The 22,974-nt window shown below is 69.1% G+C and carries 19 protein-coding genes and 1 pseudogene; 12 read left to right on the top strand and 8 right to left on the bottom strand.

The window, feature by feature from the left end:
* Nucleotides 1–173: 173 nt before the first annotated feature.
* The 3 genes from ACI8AB_RS20070 (at nt 174) to ACI8AB_RS20080 (ending at nt 3,478) form a co-directional block, all read left to right on the top strand.
* Nucleotides 174–1,613 (top strand): sugar transferase, encoded by a 1,440-nt coding sequence (locus ACI8AB_RS20070; RefSeq protein ID WP_456951565.1) that lies wholly within the window; start codon nt 174–176, stop codon nt 1,611–1,613.
* A 285-nt stretch (nt 1,614–1,898) separates the two neighbouring features.
* Nucleotides 1,899–3,257, top strand: coding sequence for a sugar transferase (locus ACI8AB_RS20075; protein ID WP_456951566.1), 1,359 nt, complete (start codon nt 1,899–1,901; stop codon nt 3,255–3,257).
* Nucleotides 3,258–3,304: 47 nt separating this feature from the next.
* A complete protein-coding gene (locus tag ACI8AB_RS20080) occupies nt 3,305–3,478 on the top strand; it encodes a hypothetical protein (protein ID WP_456951567.1) in 174 nt (57 codons plus the stop codon).
* Nucleotides 3,479–3,481: 3 nt separating this feature from the next.
* On the opposite strand, the gene ACI8AB_RS20085 is transcribed toward ACI8AB_RS20080, so the two are convergent.
* Nucleotides 3,482–3,613: a hypothetical protein gene (locus tag ACI8AB_RS20085; protein WP_456951568.1), complete on the bottom strand. Its 132-nt coding sequence runs from the start codon at nt 3,611–3,613 to the stop codon at nt 3,482–3,484.
* A 702-nt stretch (nt 3,614–4,315) separates the two neighbouring features.
* Between ACI8AB_RS20085 and ACI8AB_RS20090 the strand changes: the two genes are divergently transcribed.
* The 6 genes from ACI8AB_RS20090 (at nt 4,316) to ACI8AB_RS20115 (ending at nt 11,500) form a co-directional block, all read left to right on the top strand.
* Entirely contained in the window at nt 4,316–5,020 is a 705-nt protein-coding gene (locus ACI8AB_RS20090; protein ID WP_456951569.1) for a methyltransferase domain-containing protein, read from the top strand.
* Between the two features lie 122 nt (nt 5,021–5,142).
* On the top strand, nt 5,143–6,051 hold the full coding sequence (locus ACI8AB_RS20095) for a polysaccharide deacetylase family protein (protein WP_456951570.1): 909 nt from the start codon (nt 5,143–5,145) through the stop codon (nt 6,049–6,051).
* On the top strand, nt 6,048–7,022 hold the full coding sequence (locus tag ACI8AB_RS20100) for a glycosyltransferase family A protein (protein ID WP_456951571.1): 975 nt from the start codon (nt 6,048–6,050) through the stop codon (nt 7,020–7,022). Before ACI8AB_RS20095 ends, ACI8AB_RS20100 begins: the two co-directional genes overlap by 4 nt.
* A gap of 288 nt (nt 7,023–7,310) precedes the next feature.
* On the top strand, nt 7,311–8,705 hold the full coding sequence (locus ACI8AB_RS20105) for a polysaccharide biosynthesis tyrosine autokinase (protein ID WP_456951572.1): 1,395 nt from the start codon (nt 7,311–7,313) through the stop codon (nt 8,703–8,705).
* A gap of 389 nt (nt 8,706–9,094) precedes the next feature.
* On the top strand, nt 9,095–10,405 hold the full coding sequence (locus tag ACI8AB_RS20110) for a methyltransferase domain-containing protein (RefSeq protein WP_456951573.1): 1,311 nt from the start codon (nt 9,095–9,097) through the stop codon (nt 10,403–10,405).
* 81 nt (nt 10,406–10,486) lie between these two features.
* Nucleotides 10,487–11,500, top strand: coding sequence for a hypothetical protein (locus tag ACI8AB_RS20115; RefSeq protein WP_456951574.1), 1,014 nt, complete (start codon nt 10,487–10,489; stop codon nt 11,498–11,500).
* 597 nt (nt 11,501–12,097) lie between these two features.
* Here ACI8AB_RS20115 and ACI8AB_RS20120 read toward each other — a convergent pair.
* Nucleotides 12,098–13,456, bottom strand: coding sequence for an oligosaccharide flippase family protein (locus tag ACI8AB_RS20120; protein ID WP_456951575.1), 1,359 nt, complete (start codon nt 13,454–13,456; stop codon nt 12,098–12,100).
* Between the two features lie 541 nt (nt 13,457–13,997).
* Here ACI8AB_RS20120 and ACI8AB_RS20125 point away from each other — a divergent pair.
* Entirely contained in the window at nt 13,998–15,200 is a 1,203-nt protein-coding gene (locus ACI8AB_RS20125; protein ID WP_456951576.1) for a glycosyltransferase, read from the top strand.
* 31 nt (nt 15,201–15,231) lie between these two features.
* Here the strand turns inward: ACI8AB_RS20125 and ACI8AB_RS20130 are convergent, their stop codons facing one another.
* The 3 genes and pseudogenes from ACI8AB_RS20130 to ACI8AB_RS20140 form a co-directional block, all read right to left on the bottom strand.
* Nucleotides 15,232–16,218 carry a glycosyltransferase family 2 protein gene (locus tag ACI8AB_RS20130; RefSeq protein ID WP_456951577.1) on the bottom strand — a complete coding sequence of 329 codons (987 nt, stop codon included), beginning with the start codon at nt 16,216–16,218 and terminating at the stop codon, nt 15,232–15,234.
* Complete coding sequence (locus tag ACI8AB_RS20135) at nt 16,215–17,078, bottom strand: hypothetical protein (protein ID WP_456951596.1); 864 nt, start codon at nt 17,076–17,078, stop codon at nt 16,215–16,217. Before ACI8AB_RS20135 ends, ACI8AB_RS20130 begins: the two co-directional genes overlap by 4 nt.
* A gap of 78 nt (nt 17,079–17,156) precedes the next feature.
* Nucleotides 17,157–17,321 (bottom strand): annotated as a pseudogene (locus ACI8AB_RS20140) (SAM-dependent methyltransferase); the annotation flags it as partial.
* Nucleotides 17,322–17,359: 38 nt separating this feature from the next.
* On the opposite strand from ACI8AB_RS20140, the gene ACI8AB_RS20145 reads away from it, so the two are divergent.
* On the top strand, nt 17,360–17,923 hold the full coding sequence (locus ACI8AB_RS20145) for a dTDP-4-dehydrorhamnose 3,5-epimerase family protein (RefSeq protein ID WP_456951578.1): 564 nt from the start codon (nt 17,360–17,362) through the stop codon (nt 17,921–17,923).
* Between the two features lie 11 nt (nt 17,924–17,934).
* Here the strand turns inward: ACI8AB_RS20145 and ACI8AB_RS20150 are convergent, their stop codons facing one another.
* Genes ACI8AB_RS20150 through ACI8AB_RS20160 form a run of 3 tightly spaced genes read right to left on the bottom strand, consistent with a single transcriptional unit; the run spans nt 17,935 to nt 20,456 of the window.
* Nucleotides 17,935–18,957 carry an NAD-dependent epimerase/dehydratase family protein gene (locus ACI8AB_RS20150; protein ID WP_456951579.1) on the bottom strand — a complete coding sequence of 341 codons (1,023 nt, stop codon included), beginning with the start codon at nt 18,955–18,957 and terminating at the stop codon, nt 17,935–17,937.
* A complete protein-coding gene (locus ACI8AB_RS20155) occupies nt 18,954–19,649 on the bottom strand; it encodes a PIG-L deacetylase family protein (RefSeq protein WP_456951580.1) in 696 nt (231 codons plus the stop codon). Before ACI8AB_RS20155 ends, ACI8AB_RS20150 begins: the two co-directional genes overlap by 4 nt.
* Entirely contained in the window at nt 19,650–20,456 is an 807-nt protein-coding gene (locus ACI8AB_RS20160) for a sugar phosphate nucleotidyltransferase (protein WP_456951581.1), read from the bottom strand.
* A 256-nt stretch (nt 20,457–20,712) separates the two neighbouring features.
* Here ACI8AB_RS20160 and ACI8AB_RS20165 point away from each other — a divergent pair, with 256 nt between their 5' ends.
* Complete coding sequence (locus tag ACI8AB_RS20165) at nt 20,713–21,663, top strand: TIGR03621 family F420-dependent LLM class oxidoreductase (protein WP_456951582.1); 951 nt, start codon at nt 20,713–20,715, stop codon at nt 21,661–21,663.
* Nucleotides 21,664–22,974: the final 1,311 nt, after the last annotated feature.

A 22,974-nucleotide genomic window follows, 5' to 3' on the forward strand; every position in this document is an offset into this window, starting at 1 on the left:
GCGCGGTTACGGTTTCCCTGCCGGTCGAACGACGACGTTCCTGGCATCCACGGGGGAATCCAGCGCGCCGAGCGCTGCTGCGCCGGTGTGACACGGGGGTTGGTGCCTTGACTCTGCTCGATGTCGGTGACGGACCGCTTCGTCACGATCTGCAGCCGGTCGGTCGCCGGTGGTTGTGGCTCGCTCCCCGACTGCGTGGCGAAGGGACCGCCGCGCGGCGCGCGTGGCGCCAGTCCTACGTCCGCCGCCTCGTTCTCCTCGACGCCGTCGCCGCCCTGCTGGCCGGCGTCGTCGGGTCGCTGGTGCCCGAGGACGGCCCGCTCATCGGGCCGGTTGCCAGCACCTCGCTCGTCGTCGCCCTGCCGCTGGTGTGGCTCGGCGCCATGCTCGTGGCCCGCACCTACGAGCAGCGGTTCCTCTGGGTCGGCCCCGAGGAGTTCCGACGGGTCTTCTCCGCCGCCGCGCTCCTGCTGGCCACGGTCGGCACCGTCTCCTGGGCGTTCAAGCTCGAGGTCGCGCGCAGCTTCGTCGTCGTCGCCCTGCCGCTGGCGACCCTGCTGACTCTCGCCAGCCGGGTGTCCCTCCGCCTCCGGCTGCACGCTCAGCGTGCCCAGGGCCGGCACGTGCAGACGACGGTCCTCGTCGGCCACCGGAACGGCGTCGCGGCACTGAACGCCCAGATGGAGCGCGAGGCCCGGCACGGCTACCGCGTCATCGGCTGCTGCCTGCCGCTGTCGGCCGGCGACCGCGACGTCTTCGACGGCCTGCCGGTGCTCGGCAGCCTCGACGAGGTCGTCGACGTCGTCCGCCGCTACGAGGTGGACACCGTGGCCGTGCTGCCCTCGCCCGAGCTCGACGGCGCGCACCTGCGCAAGCTCGGCTGGGATCTCGAGGGCACCGAGGCAGAGCTCCTGCTGGCCCCCGCGGTCACCGAGGTCGCCGGCCCGCGCGTGCACGTGCGCCCGGTCGCCGGCCTCCCGCTCATGCACGTCGAGCGCCCGGAGTTCACCGGCGTCCGCCGCATCGCCAAGGACGTCGTCGACCGCACGGCGGCCGGCATCGGCGTCCTCCTGCTGCTGCCGCTCCTGCTGACCCTGGGGGTCCTGGTCAAGGCCACCAGTCGGGGCCCGGTCTTCTTCCGGCACGAGCGGATCGGCCGGGACGGCCAGCCGTTCCAGGTCCTCAAGTTCCGCAGCATGGTCGTCGACGCGGACAAGGTCGAGCTGGACCTGCACGAGCAGAACGAGGGCAACGCGGTCCAGTTCAAGATGCGCCGCGACCCGCGCGTGACCCGGGTCGGCGCGGTCATGCGCCGCTACTCGCTCGACGAGCTGCCTCAGCTGCTCAACGTCCTCGGCGGCAGCATGAGCCTGGTCGGCCCGCGCCCGCACGTGACCCGCGAGGTCGAGCAGTACGGCTTCGACATGCGCCGCCGACTGCTCGTGAAGCCCGGCATCACCGGGCTGTGGCAGGTCAGCGGTCGCTCCGATCTCTCCTGGGACGACGCCGTCCGGCTCGACGTCCGGTACGTGGAGAACTGGTCGCTGGCGTTCGACTTCATGATCCTCTGGAAGACGGTGGGTGCCGTCCTCCGTGGTTCCGGCGCGTACTGAGCGTCGCCGACAGCGCTGCGTGACCATTCCGGTCCGGCGGGTGATGTGTTCGGAGATCACCTTTCGGGGTCAATCGCCGGAATGAGCCCGGAATGGCGAATGGTCGTGGGAGATGCCACGATCCGCTGACCGCGCCGGGCAGTCGGCGCGGCAACGGGGAGGGTCATGGTCGACGCCACGGGGGGCGACGCTGCGTCCGGGACGAGGACGCGACTGCCGGGACGCGGCCGCACGGGGGCCGTCCGGGCGGGGGGAGCCACGAAGGCCGCCCGTGCCCGGACGACCGTGACCGCCGGCCGGGGGACCTGGTGGCTGCGGATGGGAGTCGCGCCCTACCTCGTCCTCGCCGACATCGTCGCCTTCGCGGTGGCCACCGTGCTCACGCAGCCGGGCTCCCTGGTGGCGCAGGGGCTCGCGCTGGTCTTCCTCCTGCTCGTCTTCTGGCGCGCAGGCCTCTACCGTTCCCGGCTCACCCTGTCGCTGCTCGACGACCTGCCGTACGTCCTGGCCGCGGTCGCCGTGGCGTGGGCGTTCAAGGTCGCCATGGCGGAGGTCCTCCCGAACGTCGACACCGCGGGCCGCCAGGTGGTGCACGTGGCCGCGCTGCTCGTGGCGGTCCTCGTCGTGCGCCTGGTCGCCTACCGCGTCGTGCACACCGCCCGGTGCCGCGGGTTCGTCCGGCACCGCACCGTCGTCGTCGGGGCCGGTCCGGTCGGCCTCCGGGTAGCGGTGACGCTGCTCGAGCGGCGCAACTACGGCCTCGACCCGATCGGCTTCCTCGACACGGACGTGCCCGAGGACGCGCGGGCCCTGCTCCCCGCACCACTGCTCGGCGGTTACGACCAGCTCGGCCGGGTCATCCGCGAGGAGGCCGTCCGAGACGTGATCGTCGCCTACGGCGGGGTGGACGAGGACGAGCTCGTCGACATCCTGCGCACCTGCGACCGGCTCGACGTCGACGTCTTCGTCGTCCCCCGGTTGTTCGAGTTGCACGACATCAACCGCTACACCGACGAGATCTGGGGCATCCCGTTGGTCCGGCGGCGGCGGGCGGTCTACCGCAGCCCCTGGTGGCGGGTGAAGCGGCTGGTGGACGTCGCCGTGTCCCTGCTGACGCTGCTGCTGCTCACCCCGGTGCTGGCCGCCTGCGCGGTCGCCGTCCGGGTCGAGGGTGGGCCCGGGATCATCTTCCGGCAGGAGCGGGTCGGGCTGGACGGCCGTCCGTTCCAGGTCCTGAAGTTCCGCTCGCTCAAGCCGGTGGACGAGACCGAGTCGCAGACGAACTGGAACATCAAGCACGACGACCGGCTGGGGCCCGTCGGCAGGTTCCTCCGCGCGACGTCGCTGGACGAGCTGCCGCAGCTGTGGAACATCGTCCGCGGGGACATGAGCCTGGTCGGCCCGCGCCCCGAGCGGCCGCACTTCGTCAACCAGTTCTCCGCGCACATCCCGCGGTACACCGCTCGTCACCGGGTGCCGGCGGGGCTGACCGGGTGGGCGCAGGCGCACGGCCTGCGGGGGGACACCTCCATCGAGGACCGCGCCCGGTTCGACAACTACTACATCGAGAACTGGTCGCCGTGGCTCGACATGAAGATCGTCCTGAAGACCGTGGGGCAGGTGCTGCGACGTCAGGGCGGCTGACCGGCGAGGTCGTCTTCCGCTGGCTGTTCGCGCTGACGGCCGCCGGGATGCTGACGGCGTTCGCCGTGCTGTTGGTGACCGGCCGTTACTACAACGAGGGACCGGTGCTCATCCGGGTCACGGCGGAGCACGGGCTGCACAGGGGAGACGTCTTCGTCCTGACCGGCTGGGCTGCGGGGATGCTGTCCCTGATGGGGATCCTGGTGGGCCGACGCCGCTGAGGCTCAGGCGGCCGTACGGCGCCGCAGTGCGCCTGCCGGCGCGATGCCACACGCGGCCACGGCCATCAGCAGGGAGCCGTGCTCGGCGACGAACACGTTGAGCGCCAGCCAGGTCGAGCCGAGGAGGAAAGCCACGGCTGCATCCTGCGGGGAACGCAGCCGGATCCCGGCGGACAGCTGAGGTGTCCGTGACCTGCGTGATCACCGTGGCACATGGGCGGCGTCCGGGCGGTGAACGAGCCGACGTTCTCCGGGCGCGGTGGCCCAGGGGTAGAGCAGGGAAGCAGGTCGGCGTTGCTCAGCGTGTTGACGGCGACGGCGCCGGAGACTGGGAGTCGCGGCCGCAAGCCACCTGATCTGGGACATCACCGTAGGTGCCCGCCGACTCCCTGACGCGAGTGTTGAGAGGGGCTGCTGCCCTCCGGTTCCAGCGTGCCGACCGATGCGTGGGAACGTCGCGGGATCGGGACCCTCGCAGGCGGTCATGGCGGCATGGTGGACAGATGTCGTCACCATCGGGATCGCTGAGTGGAGCCGCACCCGCGGATCCCGTGCGGCGGCGGCACCACGATCAGCACGTCGGTGACGGGCTCCGCCGTACCGCTTCCAAGACGTCCGACCCCAGGTGCCCGCGGTCGTGAGTGAGCACGGCGACGGACGACCCGCCCTGCTCACCGGTCACTGTCTTCTTGTCGGCGAACGCTGGATCCAGTGGTCTGTTGCCGTCAGGCTGTGCAAAGAGCACGTGGTTGCGCTGTCACCCGCTCTCTCGAAGTCGCCGGCGGTGGCGGCGAAACCTCTGCCGCGGCATCCGGAGCGGGGGGATAGTCTCCGAACGTGCAGCTCGGTGCGATGGTGCGCAGAGCACGACAGCGAGTGGTCGCGAGGTCAGTGGCCCGGTCCTCGCTGGTCCGGAATGCGTCCTTTCGACTCGGCTGGGTCAGCACCCGTCGCCTCGATCCGCTCTCCGAATGGGGTTTCGAAAGAGGCACGCCGATCGACCGGTATTACATCGAGCGCTTCCTGCGTGCCCATCGGGGACTCGTCCGTGGCCGGGTCCTCGAGGTCAGGGAGGACCTCTACGCCTCCGGGCTCGGGGCCGACACGGTCGACGTCCTCGACATCGACGTCACCAACCCCCTCGCCACGGTCGTGGGTGACGTGTGCGATCCGACGACCCTGCCCCGGGGGGCATTCGACTGCGGGATCATCACGCAGACGCTGCAGCTGGTGCCGGACCCGCGGACTGCGCTGCAGAACCTGCTCGCGAGCGTACGGCCAGGGGGCAGCATCCTCGTCACGGTCCCGTCCATGAGCCGGCTCGCCGGCTCATGGGACCGGTGGCGCTGGACCGCACACGGCTTCGAGGACCTGGTGGACGTGACCGGCGGGGTGGGAGAGGTGCGTGCCTTCGGCAACCTCGTGACGTGCCGGGCTTTCCTGTTGGGTGCCGCGGTCGAGGAACTCCCTCGCCGGGTGCTGGAGCGCGATGACCCCGAGCTCCCGCTCATCGTGACCGCGGTCGTGCGTCCGAAGGGTTGATCAGGACGAGTGGAGCCGCCGATCGATCCGCCTGGTGAGCGATGAGAGGTCTGCGTCGTCTTCACGGGCTCTGGAACCGGCGACCGGTCTTCCCCCGCCGATTCCGGCCGCGCGGGCGGAACGTGGTCCTGCTGTATCACCGGATCTCCGAGGACGAGTCCGATGACCCCGGCGGGATGGTCGTGCCGCCGTCGTTGTTCCGGGAGCACATGACAGCGTTGAGCGACTGGTTCTCGGTGGTTCCCGCGCGCGGGATCCTGTCCGGACACGGAGAGCCGGCGGCCGCGGTCACGCTGGACGATGGCTACCTCGACAACCTCGAGCAGGCCGTGCCCGTGCTCCAGGAGTTCTCCCTGCCCGCCACGTTCTTCGTGGTCGCTGATGCCCTCGCCGGCGATGGGAGGGGTCCTGTGGAGGAGTACTGGTGGGACCGGCTCGAGCACCTGCTGCTGGAGCACGGCTCCGGCGGCAACCAGCTCGACGTGCAGGTCGGCCGACGGATGCTGCGGTTGGACCTCGCCAACGCGGACTCCCGCAGGTTGGCTTACTGGCAGCTGAGTGCGGCCTTGTATCGGCAGCCGCCCGCCGAGGTGCGGCGCGTGGTGAGGGTGTTGGAGACCGTCCGACCTCGTGCCGCGACCTGCATGCGGCACCGCCGGATGACTGTCGAGCAGGTTCAGCGGCTTGCCGAGGACCCGATGTTCACGATCGGCTCGCACACCTGCTCCCATGCAGCCCTCGCGCAGCTCCGAGGAGAGGAGGCCCGGCGCGAGCTGACGCAGAGCCGGGACGCCCTTCGCGCGATCCTCGGCGAGTCACCCGAGTTGCTCGCCTATCCCTTCGGGGCGCCAGGGACGGTCACCCGGCGCAACGCGCAGGAGGCCCGCGCGGCCGGTTATCACTTGGCGTTCGCGAACGTGGCAGGTCCCGTGGACGGAGCGGACCCCTTCGCGGTCCCTCGGATCACGGTCGGCCGATGGAGCGTGGACCGCCTCCGGCGGGCGGTCACGGCGTGGGTGCCGGCCGCATGAACGCGACGTGGCCCTTGTTGGCTCCGGATGCAGAGATGCTCGAATCCCCCCAACACGTGAGGGTCGGCGTCGTCGTCACGGCGCACAACGTCGCGCCCTTCCTGCCTGCCGCCCTGGAGTCGGTGTTCGCGCAGACCCGGCTGCCGGACGAGGTGGTGCTGTGCGACGACGCGTCCGACGACGACGTGCTCAGTGCGGTCGAGCCCTACCTGGACCGCGTCCGGGTGATCCGCCGGCCGGTGCGAGGAGGGGAGGGCGCGGCCAAGAACGCCGCGGTGGCCGCGATGAGTGCCGATCTGGTCGTCATCCTGGACGGGGACGACGAGATGGCTCCCCAGCGGGTGGAGGCGCTCGTGTGGGTGGCGGAGCGCCGCCCTGATCTCCACCTCGTCACGACGCCCTGGGAGGAGTTCGGTCCGAGGGTGCAGTCCCCCGGCTACTCCCTGGTGGAGCGCTTCCCCGTCCGCGACCAGCGGAGGGAAATCCTGCGGTGGAACTTCCTCCCCGCCCCGGCGATCCGTCGGCGGCCGCTCCTGGAGGCCGGCGGCTTCGACGAGACGCTCGACTACGGACCCGACTGGGAGTGCTACGTCCGGATGTTCCTCCGCGGCGCGGCGGCCGGACTGGTCCCCCTGCCGCTGTACCGGTATCGGCAGTGGGGTGGCCAACAGACGGCGGACCTGGAGCGCGTCCTCGCGGGGAGGGTGCGCGTCGCCCAGACGATCACTGGTTACGAGGGACTGCGCGAGGACGAGCGAGTCATCGCGGCTGGCGTGCTGGCGGAGGCCCGGTTCCGGCGCTGGGCCTGGCGCGTACGAGAGGGTCGCGCCGCCCGGTCCGAGGCGCTGTCACTGGCCTGCTGTGCAGCACTCTCCGCACGTCAGCGAGCCGCCGTGTGCGTGGCGGTGGGCGCGCCACGGTTGGCCCGTGCTGTCCTGGTCCACCGGGACGAGAAGGTGACCGGGCGTTAGCACCCCGAGGAGCCGCGCTCGACCGATGCCGCGAACGCGGAACGTCGCCGCCAGGAACCGCTCAGGCGCTGGGACCAGGGCGCGGCCACTCGAGGAGGTGTAGTCGGAGCATCGCAGTTGGTTGCGACTCTGTCGTCGCACCGCGTCATGGGACAGGTAGCGAGTAATCGCATCCGAGCGTCCCCATTGAGCACGGGTGATCCGGCCGTTCAGACGGGCGACGTGACCTATGTTGTAGCCCTTCTACCAGGGGCTCCGGGCTCGAGGATCAACCGAGGAAAGAACGAGATGAGTCTTCGCGAGGTCATGGCTGCACTTCGGACTTCCTCATGGTTGCTGTTCGTCAGCCTCCTCGTCGGCGGCCTCGCGGCTTTGGGCGTCAGCCTCCTGCAGACGCCGACCTACACCTCCTCCACCCAGCTGTTCGTCTCCACCACGGACTCGGCCTCGGCTTCCGAGGTCTTCCAGGGGAGCCAGTTCTCCCAGCAGCGAATTGCCTCGTATGCGCGTCTGATCACCGGTCAGCAGTTGGCCACCCGGGTCGTCCAGCAGCTCGGGCTGCCCATGTCGCCGGATCAGCTGGCAGCCGAAATCACGGCGACACCGGTGACCGACACGGTGCTCATCGACGTGACGGTGACCGATCCTTCCCCTCAGCGCGCCCAACAGATCGCCGATTCGATCGGCCCGCAGTTCAGCGCGCTCGTCCAGGAGATCGAGACCACGGAGCCGGGCGCTCGGTCTCCGGTGAAGGTCACCGTCACCCAACGGCCTCAGGTGCCCACGGCACCGACCTCGCCCAAACCGGTCCGCGATGTCGCCCTCGGACTCGTCGTCGGGTTGGTGCTCGGAGCTGGGGGAGCCATCGCGCGAGCTCGGCTGGACCGCTCGGTCAAGGACGTCGAGGTGGCATCAGAGCTGGTGTCGGCCCCAGCCATAGCCACCATCACCCGCGACCGGACGCTGGACAAGCACCACGTCATCGACCGTGGCAGCACCGGCCGAGCGGGCGAGGACTTCCGGCGCTTGCGTACGAACCTGCAGTTCCTCAGTGTCGAAAAGCCACCCAAAGCCGTCATGGTGTCCAGTGCGTTGGCCGCCGAAGGCAAGACGACCGTGGTGGTCAACCTCGCTCAGGTGCTCGCGGATGCCGGCCGGCAGGTCGTCATCGTCGACGCTGACCTGCGACGGCCCAAGGTCGCCGATTATCTCGGCTTGACCGGGGATGCGGGGCTCACGAACCTCCTGGCTTCGACTGCGAGCGTCGAAGATGTCATCCAGACACCTCGCGAAGGCATCTCGGTCATCGCCGCGGGACCCGTTCCACCCAACCCCGTCGAACTGCTCGGACTGGGCGCCATGGCAGATCTGCTGGAGAAGCTCCGCGCACAGAACGACTTCGTCCTGCTCGACACGCCGGCGCTCCTGCCTGTGGCTGACGCCAGCACGATAGCGCCGTTGACCGATGGAGTCCTGCTGTCCATCCGCTACGGCAAGACGGACAAGATCCAGGTAGCACGCGCGGTGGAGAGCCTGGAGCGCGTCGGTGCACTGATGCTCGGCACGATTCTCAACATGGTTCCCCCCGGGATCGATGATGGGGCCGCTCGCGGGTACCGCACCGCCCTGCCGGACCGCCATCGCGGTGGAGCAGAGGGCCGGCACCACCGAAGGCTCCCCTGAGACCACCACCGGTCGGCGATGTTGAGGGAGCCTCGCGGAGCGACGGCTCGCTGGGTGCACCCTGAGCAGCGCGGCGGAAGCGTTCAACGCGTCCTGACGGGACTGTGCCAGGGCGCCAGACGGGCATCGTCGTGCTCGAACGGGCAGGCAGTGCCTCGGTGCGCCTGCGGTGCGCGCAGACGGGTTGACGGCGAGCCAGGGTTCCCCGAGTCTGCTCCTGCTCTGGCGGCCTTCGAGCGGGGTCGGTGCACGGGGCCCCGGTCGACACAGGGGGTGCGGATGTCCCGCAGCACGCAGGTGCCGGTTGTTCGACGACGACACAGTGCCGATCCGACGAAGACCACCGTTGGTCTGCCGAGCCTGGCTGCACCGGCAGGACTGCTGCAGGCATGCGCATGACGGCCTCGATGAAAGACCTGATGCCCGCTGCCGCCCTCGAGAAGTCGTCGATCACACGGAGCTCCGGAGCTCTGGGAGGCGGAACCTGTCGACTGTGCGACCGGCCGTTGTCGGACGTGTTCGTCGACCTCGGGATGTCGCCGCCTTGCGAGAGCTACTTGACGAAGGACAAGTTGGAGTCGCCGGAGGTCTTCTACCCCCTCCGTGTCTGGATCTGCGCGAATTGTCTGCTCGTGCAACTCCCGTCACACATCCCCGCCGCGGACATCTTCTCCGACTACGCCTACTTCTCCTCGTACTCCACCTCCTGGGTGGAGCACGCCAGGCTCTACTGCGAGCGCACTGTGGAGCGGTTGGGCCTGACCTCCTCGAGCCTGGTGGTGGAGGTCGCGAGCAACGACGGCTACCTGCTCCAGCACTTTGTCGCGCAGGGGATCCCGGTCCTCGGCATCGAACCGGCGGGCAACATCGCAGCCGTGGCGGAACAGCGGGGGATCCCCACGCACGTGGCCTTCCTCGGGGGTGAGGAGGGGCGCAGACAACGGACGGAACACGGCCCCGCCGACCTGGTGGTGGCCAACAACGTGTTCGCGCACGTTCCGGACGTCCGGGACTTCAGTCTCGGTCTGGCCGCACTGCTCGCTGATGAGGGATGGCTGAGCATCGAGATCCCGCACCTCATGCGGCTCATCGAGCGATCGCAGTACGACACGATCTACCACGAGCACTTCTCGTACTACACCCTGCTGACCGCCCAACGCGTGCTCGCGCATGCCGGACTCGCCGTGGTGGACGTCGAGGAACTCCCGACGCACGGTGGCTCCCTCCGGATCTGGGCACGGCACGAACGGCACGCCGACTCGGTGACGGGAGCGGTCACCGAACTCCTGGCCGAGGAGGAGCGTCGCGGCCTGCACTCCCTCGACGGCCACCGGGGTTTCGCGGCGGCCGTCGACAAGGTCAAGCGTGACCTGGTCGTCTTCCTGGCGGAGGCTGCGTCAGGGGACAAGCGCGTGGTCGGGTACGGGGCGCCCGGCAAGGGAAACACCCTGCTGAACCACTGTGGCATCCGGTCGGATCTGCTGTCCTTCACGGTCGACAGGAGCCCGCACAAGCAGGGGCTGTTCCTCCCGGGCACCCACATCCCGATCCTGGCACCCGAGGCGATCTCCGAAGTGCGGCCGGACTACGTCCTGCTGCTGCCGTGGAACTTGCGGGAGGAACTCGGCGCCCAGCTCTCCCACGTGCGGCAGTGGGGCGGCCGTCTGGTGGTGCCCATCCCAGAACTCGAGATCTTCTAGTCGTCGGGCGAACCGGGTGCCGGGCGTCGTCGTCCCGACCTTCATGCCGTCCTCTTCCTCCGTCGAGTTGGAGTGCCTCGCATGCGCGCAGCCATCGCTCCCCGTCCCCGGGCCCTGCGGCCCGGAGACGTCGTAGAAGTCCGTTCTGCTGAGGAGATCCTCGCGACACTCGGTCCTGACGCCTCGGTGGACGGACTGCCGTTCCAGCCCGAGATGCTGGCCCACTGCGGCTCACGCTTCGTCGTGGACAGTCGGACGGACACGACCTGCTTCCTAGGCATCCTGCGGCATCTGCCGGCGAGCGTTCACCTCACCGGCGTTCGCTGCGACGGTTCCGCCCACGGCGGGTGCCAAGCCGGCTGTCTGCTGTACTGGAAGGAGGAGTGGCTCCGAGGAGTGGACGAACTCCCGCCCAGCGATGCACCGGTCCAGATGGCCGCTCCCGTCCGGCGCGAAGGATGCACACGGGAGGACGTCGCGAAGGCGGTCCATCCGCATCAGCCGGGCCCGGAGGGTGAGGAGTTGTGGTCGTGCCAGGCCACTCGGATCCTCGAGGCGACGACGCGTCTCGCACCGTGGGACCTGCGCCACTACGCGACCGACCTGCGGAACGGGAACGTCCGGCTGCGGGCTGTGCTGCGCTTCCTCCTCCCAGACCTCGTCAACATGTTCCAAGGCGTCAGTCGGCGTCACTTCCCCCGCTGGCTGCAATTCCGTCGCGGCCAGCCCTTCCCGTTCGTACACGGACGGCTCACCCGGACCCCCGCCGTCCACCTGGACCTGCAGCCTGGGGAGTCGGTTCGGATCCGCAGCCGGCGCGAGATCCGCAGGACCGTCGATCGCAACGGTAAGAACAAGGGCCTGTCGTTCGACGGCGAGATGACTCCGTACTGCGGGCAGGTCCGCCGCGTGGACCGGGTGATCAACCGGATCATCGACGAGTACACCGGGCGGATGCTCACGCTGCCTGGCCGGTCCCTCGTGCTCGAGGGAGTCGTGTGTCAAGGCCGGTACCACGGACTGTGCCAGCGCAAGACGCAGCCGTTCTGGCGCGAGGCGTGGTTGACGCGCGAGGGGGCAGGCTGCGACCGATGAGGCGGACGGGACCGCACACTGTCATCGGCACGCCCAGGGGCGACGAGACACCTCCCTGACACGTCTCGGTCGGGGATGTGGTCGCAGTTCCGTCGACGGGCTGCAGGTCGCTGGTCTGCCTGTCGACGCCGCCCGGACAGCGCCTCCCCGCCACTGGTCACAGGGGATCGGTTCTCAGGCGGTGCCGACTGTGCCCGACCTCGAGGCAAGAAGTGGCCTGCTCGTGACCCACGTCTGTAGTCGGTGCCTCACTTGAGCCGCTTGGGCGGTGACCGTGCGCTCACAGCCCCATGGGCGATTCGACTGAACCTGAATCGCTCCGCATGAGGCGATGAGACACCCGCTCATCCCCGCCGCGGACGGCAGAGGTGCTGTGCCGCTCCGGTGACGCAGGCCGGCTTCGTCCTGGACGATTCGGTGCACCTGGACGTCGGCCATGGCTGTCGGCTCTCGACGCCGAGCCGGCCAGCAGTCTCGAGGCGACGATCCAACAGCAGGAGCGGTGCCGGTGCCGAGGGGTGGCCGGGCTCCAGGCCCTCCTTGACGCGCCCTGCCATCATCCGCCGCCCCGCGCGGACCCGCCAGGGGACTCGGAGTTCATCCCTTGCCGGCCCTCACAGCTTCTCGCACTCGGCGAAGGGCCAACGTTAGGTCGGAGGACTTGACCACAACTGAGTTGGCCAAGCTGATCCCCTCGTGTCGACGGAAGAGGAGAAGCGCCAGGATCGAGGACGCGAGATAGGCGACGAAGGTCGCCAGTGCAGCCCCTGTCGCACCCCACCAGATCACTGCGACCGGGGCGACGACGGCTGTGACCATCAACCCCAACAGGGTCGGAAGGGTTGACAACCCAGGATGGCCGAATGCGATCAGCGAGGCAGACATCAGCGAGCCGGGCACGAAAACTGCCGTGCTGGCCAGGAGGACGACCGTCGGCAGGGCAGCCCCGGAGAAGGAGGCGCCGTAGAGGAGATAAATGCCGATCGGCGACAGCGCCGCACCCACGAGGGCAATCGGGATCATGCAGGCGATCCCCAATCGGCAGGCTCTGGCCACCAGGTGGGGATCGCGCCGTGCTGAAACCTCCGCCAGCAGGATCATCCGTACCGAGTCAGCAGCGAGCAGGGGGATCTCCGCAAGCGTCACCGCGACTGCGTACAAGCCGAGTTGCCGCGGACCGGCCAGTGGCGTGAGGAGCAGCTGGTCGGCTCGCATCGTCAAGATGTATGCCAGGCTCCCGATCAGGAGCACCGAACAGCGGCTCAGTTGTCCTCGGATGGCGTCTCGAATGCCCCTCCATGCCCGGGTCACTTCCAACGGCGGAGGTCTGCCGAGAAGGAGACCGGTTCCGATCATGAAGAACGCCGTGGTGACGGCAGCGGTCGTTACGTTGAGCCAGCCGAACGCCCACAGCAGCAGCAAGCAGCCCAGGCGCCCGATGGAACCGAACAACGGTTCTCGGTTCAACATCTTGTAGCGCCTCTCGCCTTGCCGGAGTGCCCGAAGGCTGACCTGTACACCGGCAGGAACCAGGCACCACGCGAGGATCTGCAGTAGCCGAACCGCATCAGGGTGGTCGGGCACCAGGGTCGGGGCGAGTACGTGGATGATCGTCGCCAGGACAATCCCGATGGAGACACTGATGACAGTGCCGCCCCAGAAGGCGTCCCGCTTGCTCGATCGCTCCGAGGCCACATCGGCGGTGAGCAGCTCCCCCATGGCCGTGAGTACGATCATCAACCCGAGCGTCAAGGGGACCGTTATCGCGGCCACGAGGCCCCGTCCCTCGACCCCCAGCGTTCTCGCCAGGATCGGCCCGGCGATGAAGGAGCAGAGGGGCAGCGTTCCGTGAGCTACGAACCGTCGGAACGTGGACTGCCACACGCTGGGTTGCACGTCCCGACGGGCCGGAATGCTCAACGTGGCACTCTCCTCTTGGACACCCTGCTCTCTCACCGAGGCCGTCCTCGCAGAGCTGGTCTATGAGGTGAGCCGGCCGATCCCTTCCTCTCGGTTCTCCTCGAGGAGCAGGCGATCCAGGGCCTTGGGTGACCTGGCTCCGGTCAACCGGGTGACTGAACCTACCCTTCTCACGGTCGGCGGTCAGCATCCTCGCGAGCCGTCCGGTCCTGCAGGAAGCGGGACCCGACAGCGGTCCGTACAGCGGAGACCTGGCGGTCAGAGGCGCCACGCGCCGGCGCAGAACCGTCACACATGTTGATCCGGGCCCTACTCCTTCCGCCCTGGCTCAATCCCGCGGGGCTCAGGACCGGTCAGGTGGTGACGAGTCAGCACAGACTGGCCTCCGGCGAAGGAATGGAGGTCGTGGCGACGCGACTCCTTGTGTCATCGCGATTCGCGGTCCACAGTCGTGGTGCCGCGACGAACGACTCCGTCGCTCTCGTCTGCGCACGAGTGCCTGTCGCCAGGTTCTCCGGGCGCGGTCGTGTGCCGTCGCGCGCCTTGCCGCATGCCGAGTGCGAAGGGGAGTCGTGCCGTGCCCTTCCCGCCTTCGGTCCTCGTCATCGTCGATACCCTCGACGACAACGGCGGCCTTCGTTGGATCCATGAACTGAGCAGGCACTGGCTCGCGGCAGACCGTGACGTCAACTACTTGTCGCTCAAGTTCGACGTCGCCGGGAGGCGTGCCACGCCACCGGACGGCGCAACGCTGACGTACGCCGACACCAAGGTCCGGAGGTTCCGCAAGGCACTCCCTGGAGCGCTCCTGCATGCGCTGCAGGCGGTGGCGGCATCCGACGTCGTCCTCGTGATCAGTGAAGTGGCGAAGTCCCTACCACTCGGCTACGCCTTGGCCCGCCTGACTCGCCGTCCCTTCGTCGTGTACGTCCAATCCATCCCCGATCACGCCCAAGGCCTCTACCTCTCCCGACGGCAACGTCGCCTCTGGCACTTCTGCATGGCGCATGCCGACGCGGTCCTCTGCGTCTCTCCCGCATCGGCTGAGTCGACGAAGCAAACCGGCGTGGCACCCACCAGGATCACCGTCGCGCCGGCGGGAATCGACGTGGACGCCGCGAGGCGGCGGTCGACCGAGCGCGTTGACCGAGCGCCACGGACAACGGAGCAGCCGCTGGTGGCGTGCGGGGAGCTGCAACCGCACAAGGGTTTCGACATCCTGATCCGCGCCCTGGCCATGGTGCACGAGACGGGGCGTCGAGTCGGCCTGGTCATCATGGGACGGGGGCCCGAGGAGTCTGCTCTCAGGAGCTTGGCCGACAGTCTCGGGGTCGGGCACGCCGTCACCTTCACGGGGCATGTGGAGAACCCCTTACCAGAGATGGCGCGAGGCGCAGCCTTCGTCCACGCTGCTCGAGTGGAGGCCGTCGGGCTGGTACTCCTCGAGGCCTTGGCGCTCGGGGTCCCCACGATCGCGGCGGACTGTGCGTCTGGTGGACCTCGCATGGTCCTCGGCGGAGGAGAATACGGTCGACTCGTCGAACCGGAATCGGTCCCGGCGATGGCTGAGGCCATCTGCGCTCATCTCGACGCTCCGGGGCAGTTGGCTCGCCAAGCGGCCCACGCTGAACCCCATCTGCGTGAGCTCTTCTCCGCAGCCGACACGGCCGCGGTCGTCCTCGACGTCTTGTCCCGGGTCTCCAAGTCCTCGACCCGCACTCCACGAGATCGAGTGGCTTCCACGGAGCGCCTTCGTTCCGTCCTGCGCCGCACGGGCTGAACGCGGTCCCGGACTCAGGCGTTGGACGTCCTCATGCCCGCGCGTCGCGACGGGAACGCAGGCGCGCGACCGCGTCGATGACCGTCCTGCGTACCGGCAACGGCCACGGCACCAACGCCGCGGTGGCCAGCGTCCTGGGACTGACCGCGCCTCGCAGAGCCGGCACGAGGTGACGGATTGCCTGGCGGCGAGCTGCCGGATCCCCGCGACGTAGAGCAGCGAGGGCCAGGCTGGTGTGGGGGAAGGCGGCTGCCCGCCGGATGTCCGCATGCACGGGCTCCAGCCGGTCGTCCTCGAGGAAACGGGCGAAGCACCAGAGCGCTGCCTCATCCGTCTCGTCGACCGAGGTCGAGGCAGCGGCGTGATGCCGGTACCGCGACACTTGCGTCGGCTCGTACCAGGCCGCTCCACCGGAGCGAGCCAGCAGGTAGGCCAGCCACAGGTCGCAGGCGGTACGCGCCTCCGCACGCCAGTCCCTCCAATCGACGGCGGTCGCCCGGAACACTGCCGCGATCGGGACGTTCAACGCGCGGCGCGTGATGGCCAGGTCGAAGAAGGGCTGGTGCAGCCCTGGCCGGAGGCCCTCCCGGTCGCGATATCTCACGGACAGGTCCGGTCGCACAGCACCGGTCAGGTCGATGATCGAGAAGTCGCCGAACGAGACGGCGACGTCCGGGTTGGCGACGAGCGGCGGCACCAGGGAGCTGAGGAAGTTCGGTTCCCAGATGTCGTCGTCGTGCAGAGTGGCGATCAGCTCGCCTCGGGCGGCGGTGTACACCGACTTCAGGTTCGTGACGAGGTCGCTGACCCCACCATTGTGCCGGTAGTGCAGACGGGGGTCCCCGTAGCTGGCCACCAACTCCTCGATCGTCGGGTCCGCCGCGCTGTCTGACACGAGGATGTCCATGTTGCGGTAGGTCTGGGCCAAGGCGGATTCGATCGCCTGCTGCAGCATCGCCGGCCGCCGGTAGGTGGGCATGGCCACCGTCACCAGGGGTTCGTCGGACTGCGAGATCACCGAGGGACTCCGTTCTGCAGGAGACTGTCGACGGAGTGCCAGTGCCCGCCCTGCCGCTCCACCTCCGGCAAGGAGGCTCGCACCTCGTCCAGGAGATCGGGCAGGAACAGCAGCACCTCGTCGGGACGAGCCGCGACCAGCTCTGTCGGGCTGATCACGGGGATCCCCACCCGCGGGATCAGCCGGCCCTGCTTGGCCGGGGATGCGTCGGCCACCCCGGGCAACAGGTCCGGCCCCGTCCCGGCTGCGACGAGCAGTGGGACGGCGCGGGAGGCGGCGCCGTAGCCGAGCACCCGTCGGCCGGCCGCCGCCTGGCGCCGCAGGTGCTCTCGCAGCGCCGCGGTGGCCACATCGACCTCCCGGGCCAGGTCCACCAGGGCGGACCTCGGGACGTCCGGTGGCAGCGGGACGGACGTGGCCTGCAACGCTCCCCGGCGGCGTCTGCGTGCGGCCAGCAGCCGGGTCCCGCCGTAGAGGGGATGCAGGTCCGTCGCCACGACGGTGAGTCCACACTCCTGGAGTTGCCGGGCCGCCACTGCTGTCGACGGATAGGCGTGGTGTCCGTGGCGGACCGCGTTCCACTGGCCGTGCTTCACGACGGTCTCCAGCGGGGGGAAGACGAGAACGAGGACTCCAGAGGGACCCAGTACGTCCAACCGACGTCGCAGCCCGCCGCGTTGGTCCTCCTCGTGCATGAGCCCCATGACGTCCACGACGATGTCGACCGGCTCGTCGCCCCTCGTGCGGTCGTGCAAGCCGGCGGCGGTGAGCGGGCCGAGCCAGCTGCCGCCGTGGGGGCTCCCGAACTCCATCACCGACTGCCCGGGGATGAGCAGTCCTTCGGCGAGGCCCCAGGCCACCGAGTCACCCGCGTGAGCTCGTAGCGCTGCCGGCTCGACCGCCCGGGGCTCGTCCGGGGTGGGAGAACGGTCAGGCAGCTGTACCAGCACGCACCGGTCGCACGACCACAGACGGAGGGGATGGTCGGCGACCGGCGGGTCGCCGGGCAGGGGGAATGAGTCGGCCGCCGGCTGCCGGCCGAGGTCTAGCACCACCTGGCCGGTGTCCGAGCCGCACCAGCGACAAGACCCCCGGGTACTCACCGCGACCTCCGGGCCGGAGTCTGCGCGAGACTCCTGCCGTGCGGATCGAGCGGTCTGACCTGGACGACGTGGTGTGCTTCCTCCCGGAGAAACGGCATGCCGATGAACGAGGGTGGTTCGTCAGGACCCTGGACGTCGCGGTCGCCGAGAGGGCCGGCGTGGACACGCGCAGCTTCCGGCAGGACAGCCAATCGCGGTCGCGCCAGGGCGTGGTCCGCGGGATGCACGGACGCTCCGGAGCGGGGGAGGCCAAGCTGGTGCGCTGCGCCAGAGGCGCGGTGCTCGACGTCGTCGTCGATGCGCGCCCGGAATCGCGCACGTTCGGCGGCATCGCGACGTTCAGGCTCGACGACGAGGAGGGACGGCATCTCTATGTCCCCCCTGGCTTCCTGCACGGCTTCCAGGTCCTCACCGAGTGGGCGGATGTCTGCTACCGGATTGACCGTGAGCACGACCCGGTCGAGGACGTGGCAGTCCGGTATGACGACACCGATCTGAACATCCGCTGGCCGGCGCCGGTGACCCTGGTCTCCGAGCGGGACGCCGGAGCGGGGAGCTGGCGGGACCTCCTGCGGCAGCTCGGGGCCGTGTCGGGGCGGTGAACCGGAGAAGCTCACCGCCACCGCATGTCCTCGGTGAGCCGGCCCTGCTCCTGCAGCCGGCGCAGCCAGGTTAGGCGGGTGAAACGGTCCCGGAGCATGGGGCGGGTGAGCCCGAACCTGCGGTACGCATCGGCCAGCTCACACGCCCCGTCCAGTGTGGTCCACGTCGGCTTGAAGGCCGGCACGACGCGGCTGATCCGGCTGAAGTCGACCCGGTAGGAGCGCGGGTCACCGCCGAACTCGCCTGTGATGCGCACCGTGGCGCCGGGCACGGCCTCCGCGACGACCTCCGCGATGTCGGCGACGCGGCGGTTCTCGCTGTCCATACCGACGTTGAGAGCCTGGTCGTGGACCGCCTCGCGCGGTGCCTCCAGGCAGGCCAGGAATGCTCCTGCGATGTCCTGGGCGTGCACGAGAGGACGCCACGGCGTGCCGTCCGACTTGACGACGATCTCCCCGTCCAGCACGGCTGCTGCGACCAGGTCGTTGAGGACGATGTCGGCTCGCAACCGCGGGGAGAACCCGAAAGCCGTGGCGTTGCGCAGGGAGACCGGTTCGAAGTCGTCGTCGGCGAGGTCGTGCAGGTCGGCCTCGACGCGCACCTTGCTCTCGGCGTAGGGGGTCACCGGAGCCAGAGGCGCGCTCTCGCTCAGCGCCTCGTCGGTGCCGGACGCGCCGTACACGCTGCACGTCGAGGCATAGAGGAACCGACGCACTCCGGCGTCGCGGGCCAGCCGGGCCAGCCGTGTGCTAGCTGCGTGGTTGATGTCGTAGGTGACCTGGGGCGCGAGGCTGCCGAGCGGGTCGTTCGACAGGGCCGCCAGATGGCAGATGGCGTCGAAGCCGGCGAGGTCCTCGACGGTGACGTCCCGGAGGTCCCGGCGGATCACCGGCGGCCGCTCCGGCTCGGGACCCAGCGTGGCCCCCATGAAGAAGCCGCTGTCCAGGCCGACGACGTCGTGGCCTGCGCCGGCCACGACGTCGGCCATAACGGTGCCGAGGTATCCCTCGCTACCGGTGATGAGAACTCTCACGACATCCCCCGCTCGCGTTGTGCCGGGGCGCTGAGGCCCAGGACGAACTTGTCGCAGTAGAAAGCCTCGGCGTAGCGCGCGTGGCACTCGATGCCGCGCACCCGCATCAGACCCAGGAAGGCCTCACGGTCGAACCAGTCGTGATGGTGCTGGGACCGGTAGTGCTCGAACAACAACTCCACCTTGCGCTCGGCGAGCTCCGGGGGCACCGGGACGTGCACTGCTGGCCGCCCCAGGTCGCCGTCCCACTTGGCTATCTCGTACCCGAGCACGAGGTGACGTCGGAACACTGTCGGGGTGAGCTCCGCGACCAGGCGGTGGTCCTGGTGCAGGTCGCCGCGGGACGGCGCGAGGACCAGGTGGACGTCCCCTGCGTCCTGAGCCCGCGCTCCGGCGTCCTCCATCGCCTGCTTGACGGCGTTCCAGTGCGCCGGCAGTCGGCCATCGGGGAGATCGAGGACGGTGAGCTCGAGGTCCAGACCGGCGGTGAAGGACCTCATGGAGGCGGCCGCCTCAGTCTCGCGCTCGCGTGTCGAGGAGAGCACGAGCGCGTGCAGCCGCGCACCCGGGAACGACTCGGCCAGTTGGAGCAGCAGGCATCCTGCACCGATCTCGATGTCGTCGCAGTGCGCGCCGACAGCCACCACGACCGGTGTGCAGTCGCTGCCCAGGCGGAGATCCAGGTGGAGCACTCAGACCGCCGGCGCGGGCGCGCGCGTGGGGTCGGTCTCCCAGACCATCCACGGACGTTCACCGCGGGCGAAGCGGGCCTCGAGGTTGTTGCGCTCCTTGATCGTGTCCGTCGGATGCCAGAAGCCCGTGTAGGGATAGGAGAGCAGCTGGCCTCGCTCGGCGAGCGCCGTGCAGGCGTCGTCCACCAGATCACCGCCCTTGGGGATGAAGTCGAAGACCTCCTGCCGCAGGACGAAGAAACCCCCATTGACCCAGAGGCCCATGTCAGCACTGGCCCGGATGCTGCGTATCCGGCCTTCCGTGCCGATGTCGACGCAGTGGAACGACTTGTCGGGTCGCGCGGCCAACAGGCTCGCGACGGCGTCGCTGCGCTCGAAGCGGTCGACCATCACGTCCAGCGGTGCGTCGGTGAGGACATCGGAGTAGTTGGCGAGGAAGACGTCCTCGTCCTGGAGGAGGTGCCTCACCCGGCGGAGCCGTTCCCCGATGGCGGAATCGACCCCCGTGTCAATGAAGTGGATGGTCCAGTTCGCGATGTCGGTGGACAGCAACTCGACGCGCTGGCCACCGCCGGTGAGGGTGAAGTCGTTGCTCGCCGTCTCGCGGTAGTTGAGGAAGTAGTCCTTGATGTAGTGGGCCCCGTAGCCCAGACACAGGATGAATTCCGTGTGCCCGAAATGGGCGTAGTACCTCATCACATGCCAGATCAGCGGTCGATGGCCGACCATGATCATGGGCTTGGGGAGATCGGTCACGCCTTCGCGCATGCGCAGACCCTGACCGCCGCAGAAGAGCACGACCTTCATGAGCCATCCGATCCTGGATGTCCGTTCCCGACCTTTGCCTGTCCGGATGCGCGGGCAGCCGAGGAACGACTTTGGGGCTCCTGCCTCTCCGGGTCAACCACTGCCGTCGCGCCGAGCACCACTCACGCGGATTCGTCGTCGCGCAGTGCTCGCTACATCGCTCGACGTGCTCGCGAGCGGACGACGACCACGGGCTTGCCCGATCCCATGGGGAGGGGGCTGGTCCCCCACGTGCGCCTCGGCCAAGCTCACCGTCATGCGCCCCTTCCGCTTCATCGCACCCGTTCCTCGGTGGGATGGAGACCTGCGGGGGTGGAGATCGGAGGTTCGCCGTATCGAGGATCTCGGATTCGACACCATCTCCATCTCGGACCATCTCAGCGGGGGGTGGGCCCTGGATCCGCTCCTCGCGCTCCAGGCGGCGGCGGACAGCTCCGACCGCCTGCGCCTGCTCACCCTCGTGCTCAACAACGACCTCCGGCACCCCGTGCTGTTGCACCGCGCCGCCGCCAACCTCGACGTGTTCTCCGGCGGCCGCGTCGAGCTCGGCATCGGTGCGGGATGGATGGCCACGGACTACCAGGCCTCCGGGCTGCCGTTCGACCCTCCGGGTGTCCGCATCGATCGTCTGACGGAAGCCGTGGCTGTGCTCAAGGCGCTGTTCTCGGGGCAGGAGGTCTCGCACCAGGGGAAGCACTACGTCGTCGACCACCTCGTCGGCGTGCCGACGACCGTGCAACGGCCGCGGCCACCCCTGCTCATCGGGGGAGGCGGTCCCCGCATGCTCGAGTTGGCGACCCGTGAGGCGGACATCGTGGGCGTGCACTCTCGCTTGTCGTCTGGACGTCTCGATCCAGCCGCTGCCGCCGACCTGTCGGCCGAGTCGGTGGCCCGCAAGGTCGGTCTGGTGCGCGCCACGGCCAGGGAGATCGGGCGGAACGTCGAGGACCTCGACCTCCAGTTCAGCATCCTCCACTGCCAGGTGGGTGTCGTCGGACCCGTGGGTCCTCGCGCGAGCAGCTACGCCAGGTTGCTGGACGAGTCGCCGGAACTACTGGCGGACTCGCCCGCTGTACTGCGCGGTTCCGTGGAGCAGTGCATCGACCTGCTGCTGCAGCGTCGGGAGGAGTACGGGTTCAACTACCTCAACCTCGGGGGGGACGTCGACGCGGTGGCCCCGCTCGTCGCCGCCTTGGCCGGACGCTGAGGAGGTCCGAGCCGGCCGGTTCGCGGTTTGCGGCCAGGGCCGGTGCAGGGGAGCTCGTGCCTGGAGCCAGTCGGGGCCCGAGCTGTGCAAGACGTCGTGCATGCAGTTTCCGTCGCACATCCCTGCAACGGGACTGAATCCGCCACTGAGCAGGACCGATCACGGTGAGTCCAAGTATTCCTGCTCGGAGTCGACTCGGCGCATTTCGGTAGTCAGGAGACCACGATCCGTGCGCGAGGTCGAGAGATATGGTCGGCGCGTCCGGGACACCCTGCTGTCCCGCTTCTCGACGCTAGGGTCACCGCCCATGACCATGGCTGGCAATGACGCTCGATCTCAGCGACCGGATCCGTCGCGAGGAGCGGTTCTGCGCGCCACCCTCCCCTGCAATCGCGCTCATCGGGGCGCAGGCGTTCATGGCGCGGAGACATGATCGAGCAGGCTCTTGCGGACCCGACTGGCGCACCGAGCAGGAGCACTTGTCTGTCGACAACCGAATTGCCCGCCCGGCTCGGCCCCGACTCACCCCCTCCGCACTCGGAGGAGTGTCTCCAGGTGGTGCTCGCGGACTTCCGCGCCAATCGGCAGGTACTCACAATGCGCTGCGGATCCGCGCGTCGACGCCCGGTGACTGACTCACCACCGGTATCGCTTCCGGCTTCCGTGGACACGGGGATGCAAGGCATCCCACGCGATGCGCCGGCTCACCTGGTGGATGCGCATCGACGGGATGGAGCCGGACCATGGGCGACACCCTGCAGATCGGCTGCCTGTCACACATCCCCGAGGACCTCTTTGCTGCCCGGCACCAGGAGGTCAGCCAGGAGCGTCAAGGACCGTGGGCGCGCTCCCGGAAGAGCCACCAAGCCGATCCCACCGGATGAACGGCCCGGCCGGCGTCGGAAGTGCCACTTCGCACGCGCAACGCCGCACGAACGAGGAACCTGACGGCCAGGGCCGGAGACAGTGGATGAGGTGGTGTCATGCCGACACTCCGGATGCGCACGTCGAGACAGGACGGAGCGGCTCACGAACGTCGGCCGGATGGCGGCACCGATGCCGGCGTCCTGGCACGGGCGATCGGATCGAGGTCGATGGCCGCCGTACGGCCGTGGCGTCCCCGGCTTCACCCCAGGCCCAACCGGCGAGTGCCCCTGTCCGGCGCCGTGGCGGATCGCAGGCGGATGGCGCCCGACAGCGGGGGGCTCCCAGGGCGGACCATGCAGTCCTGTGTCGCGTCGGTTCTCGCACTGTGGCTGGAACGTGCCGCGGTCGGTCGTGTCATAAGACGTCGCGAGGATCTCGTCGCGC

Source organism: Geodermatophilus sp. SYSU D00698 (assembly GCF_054050335.1).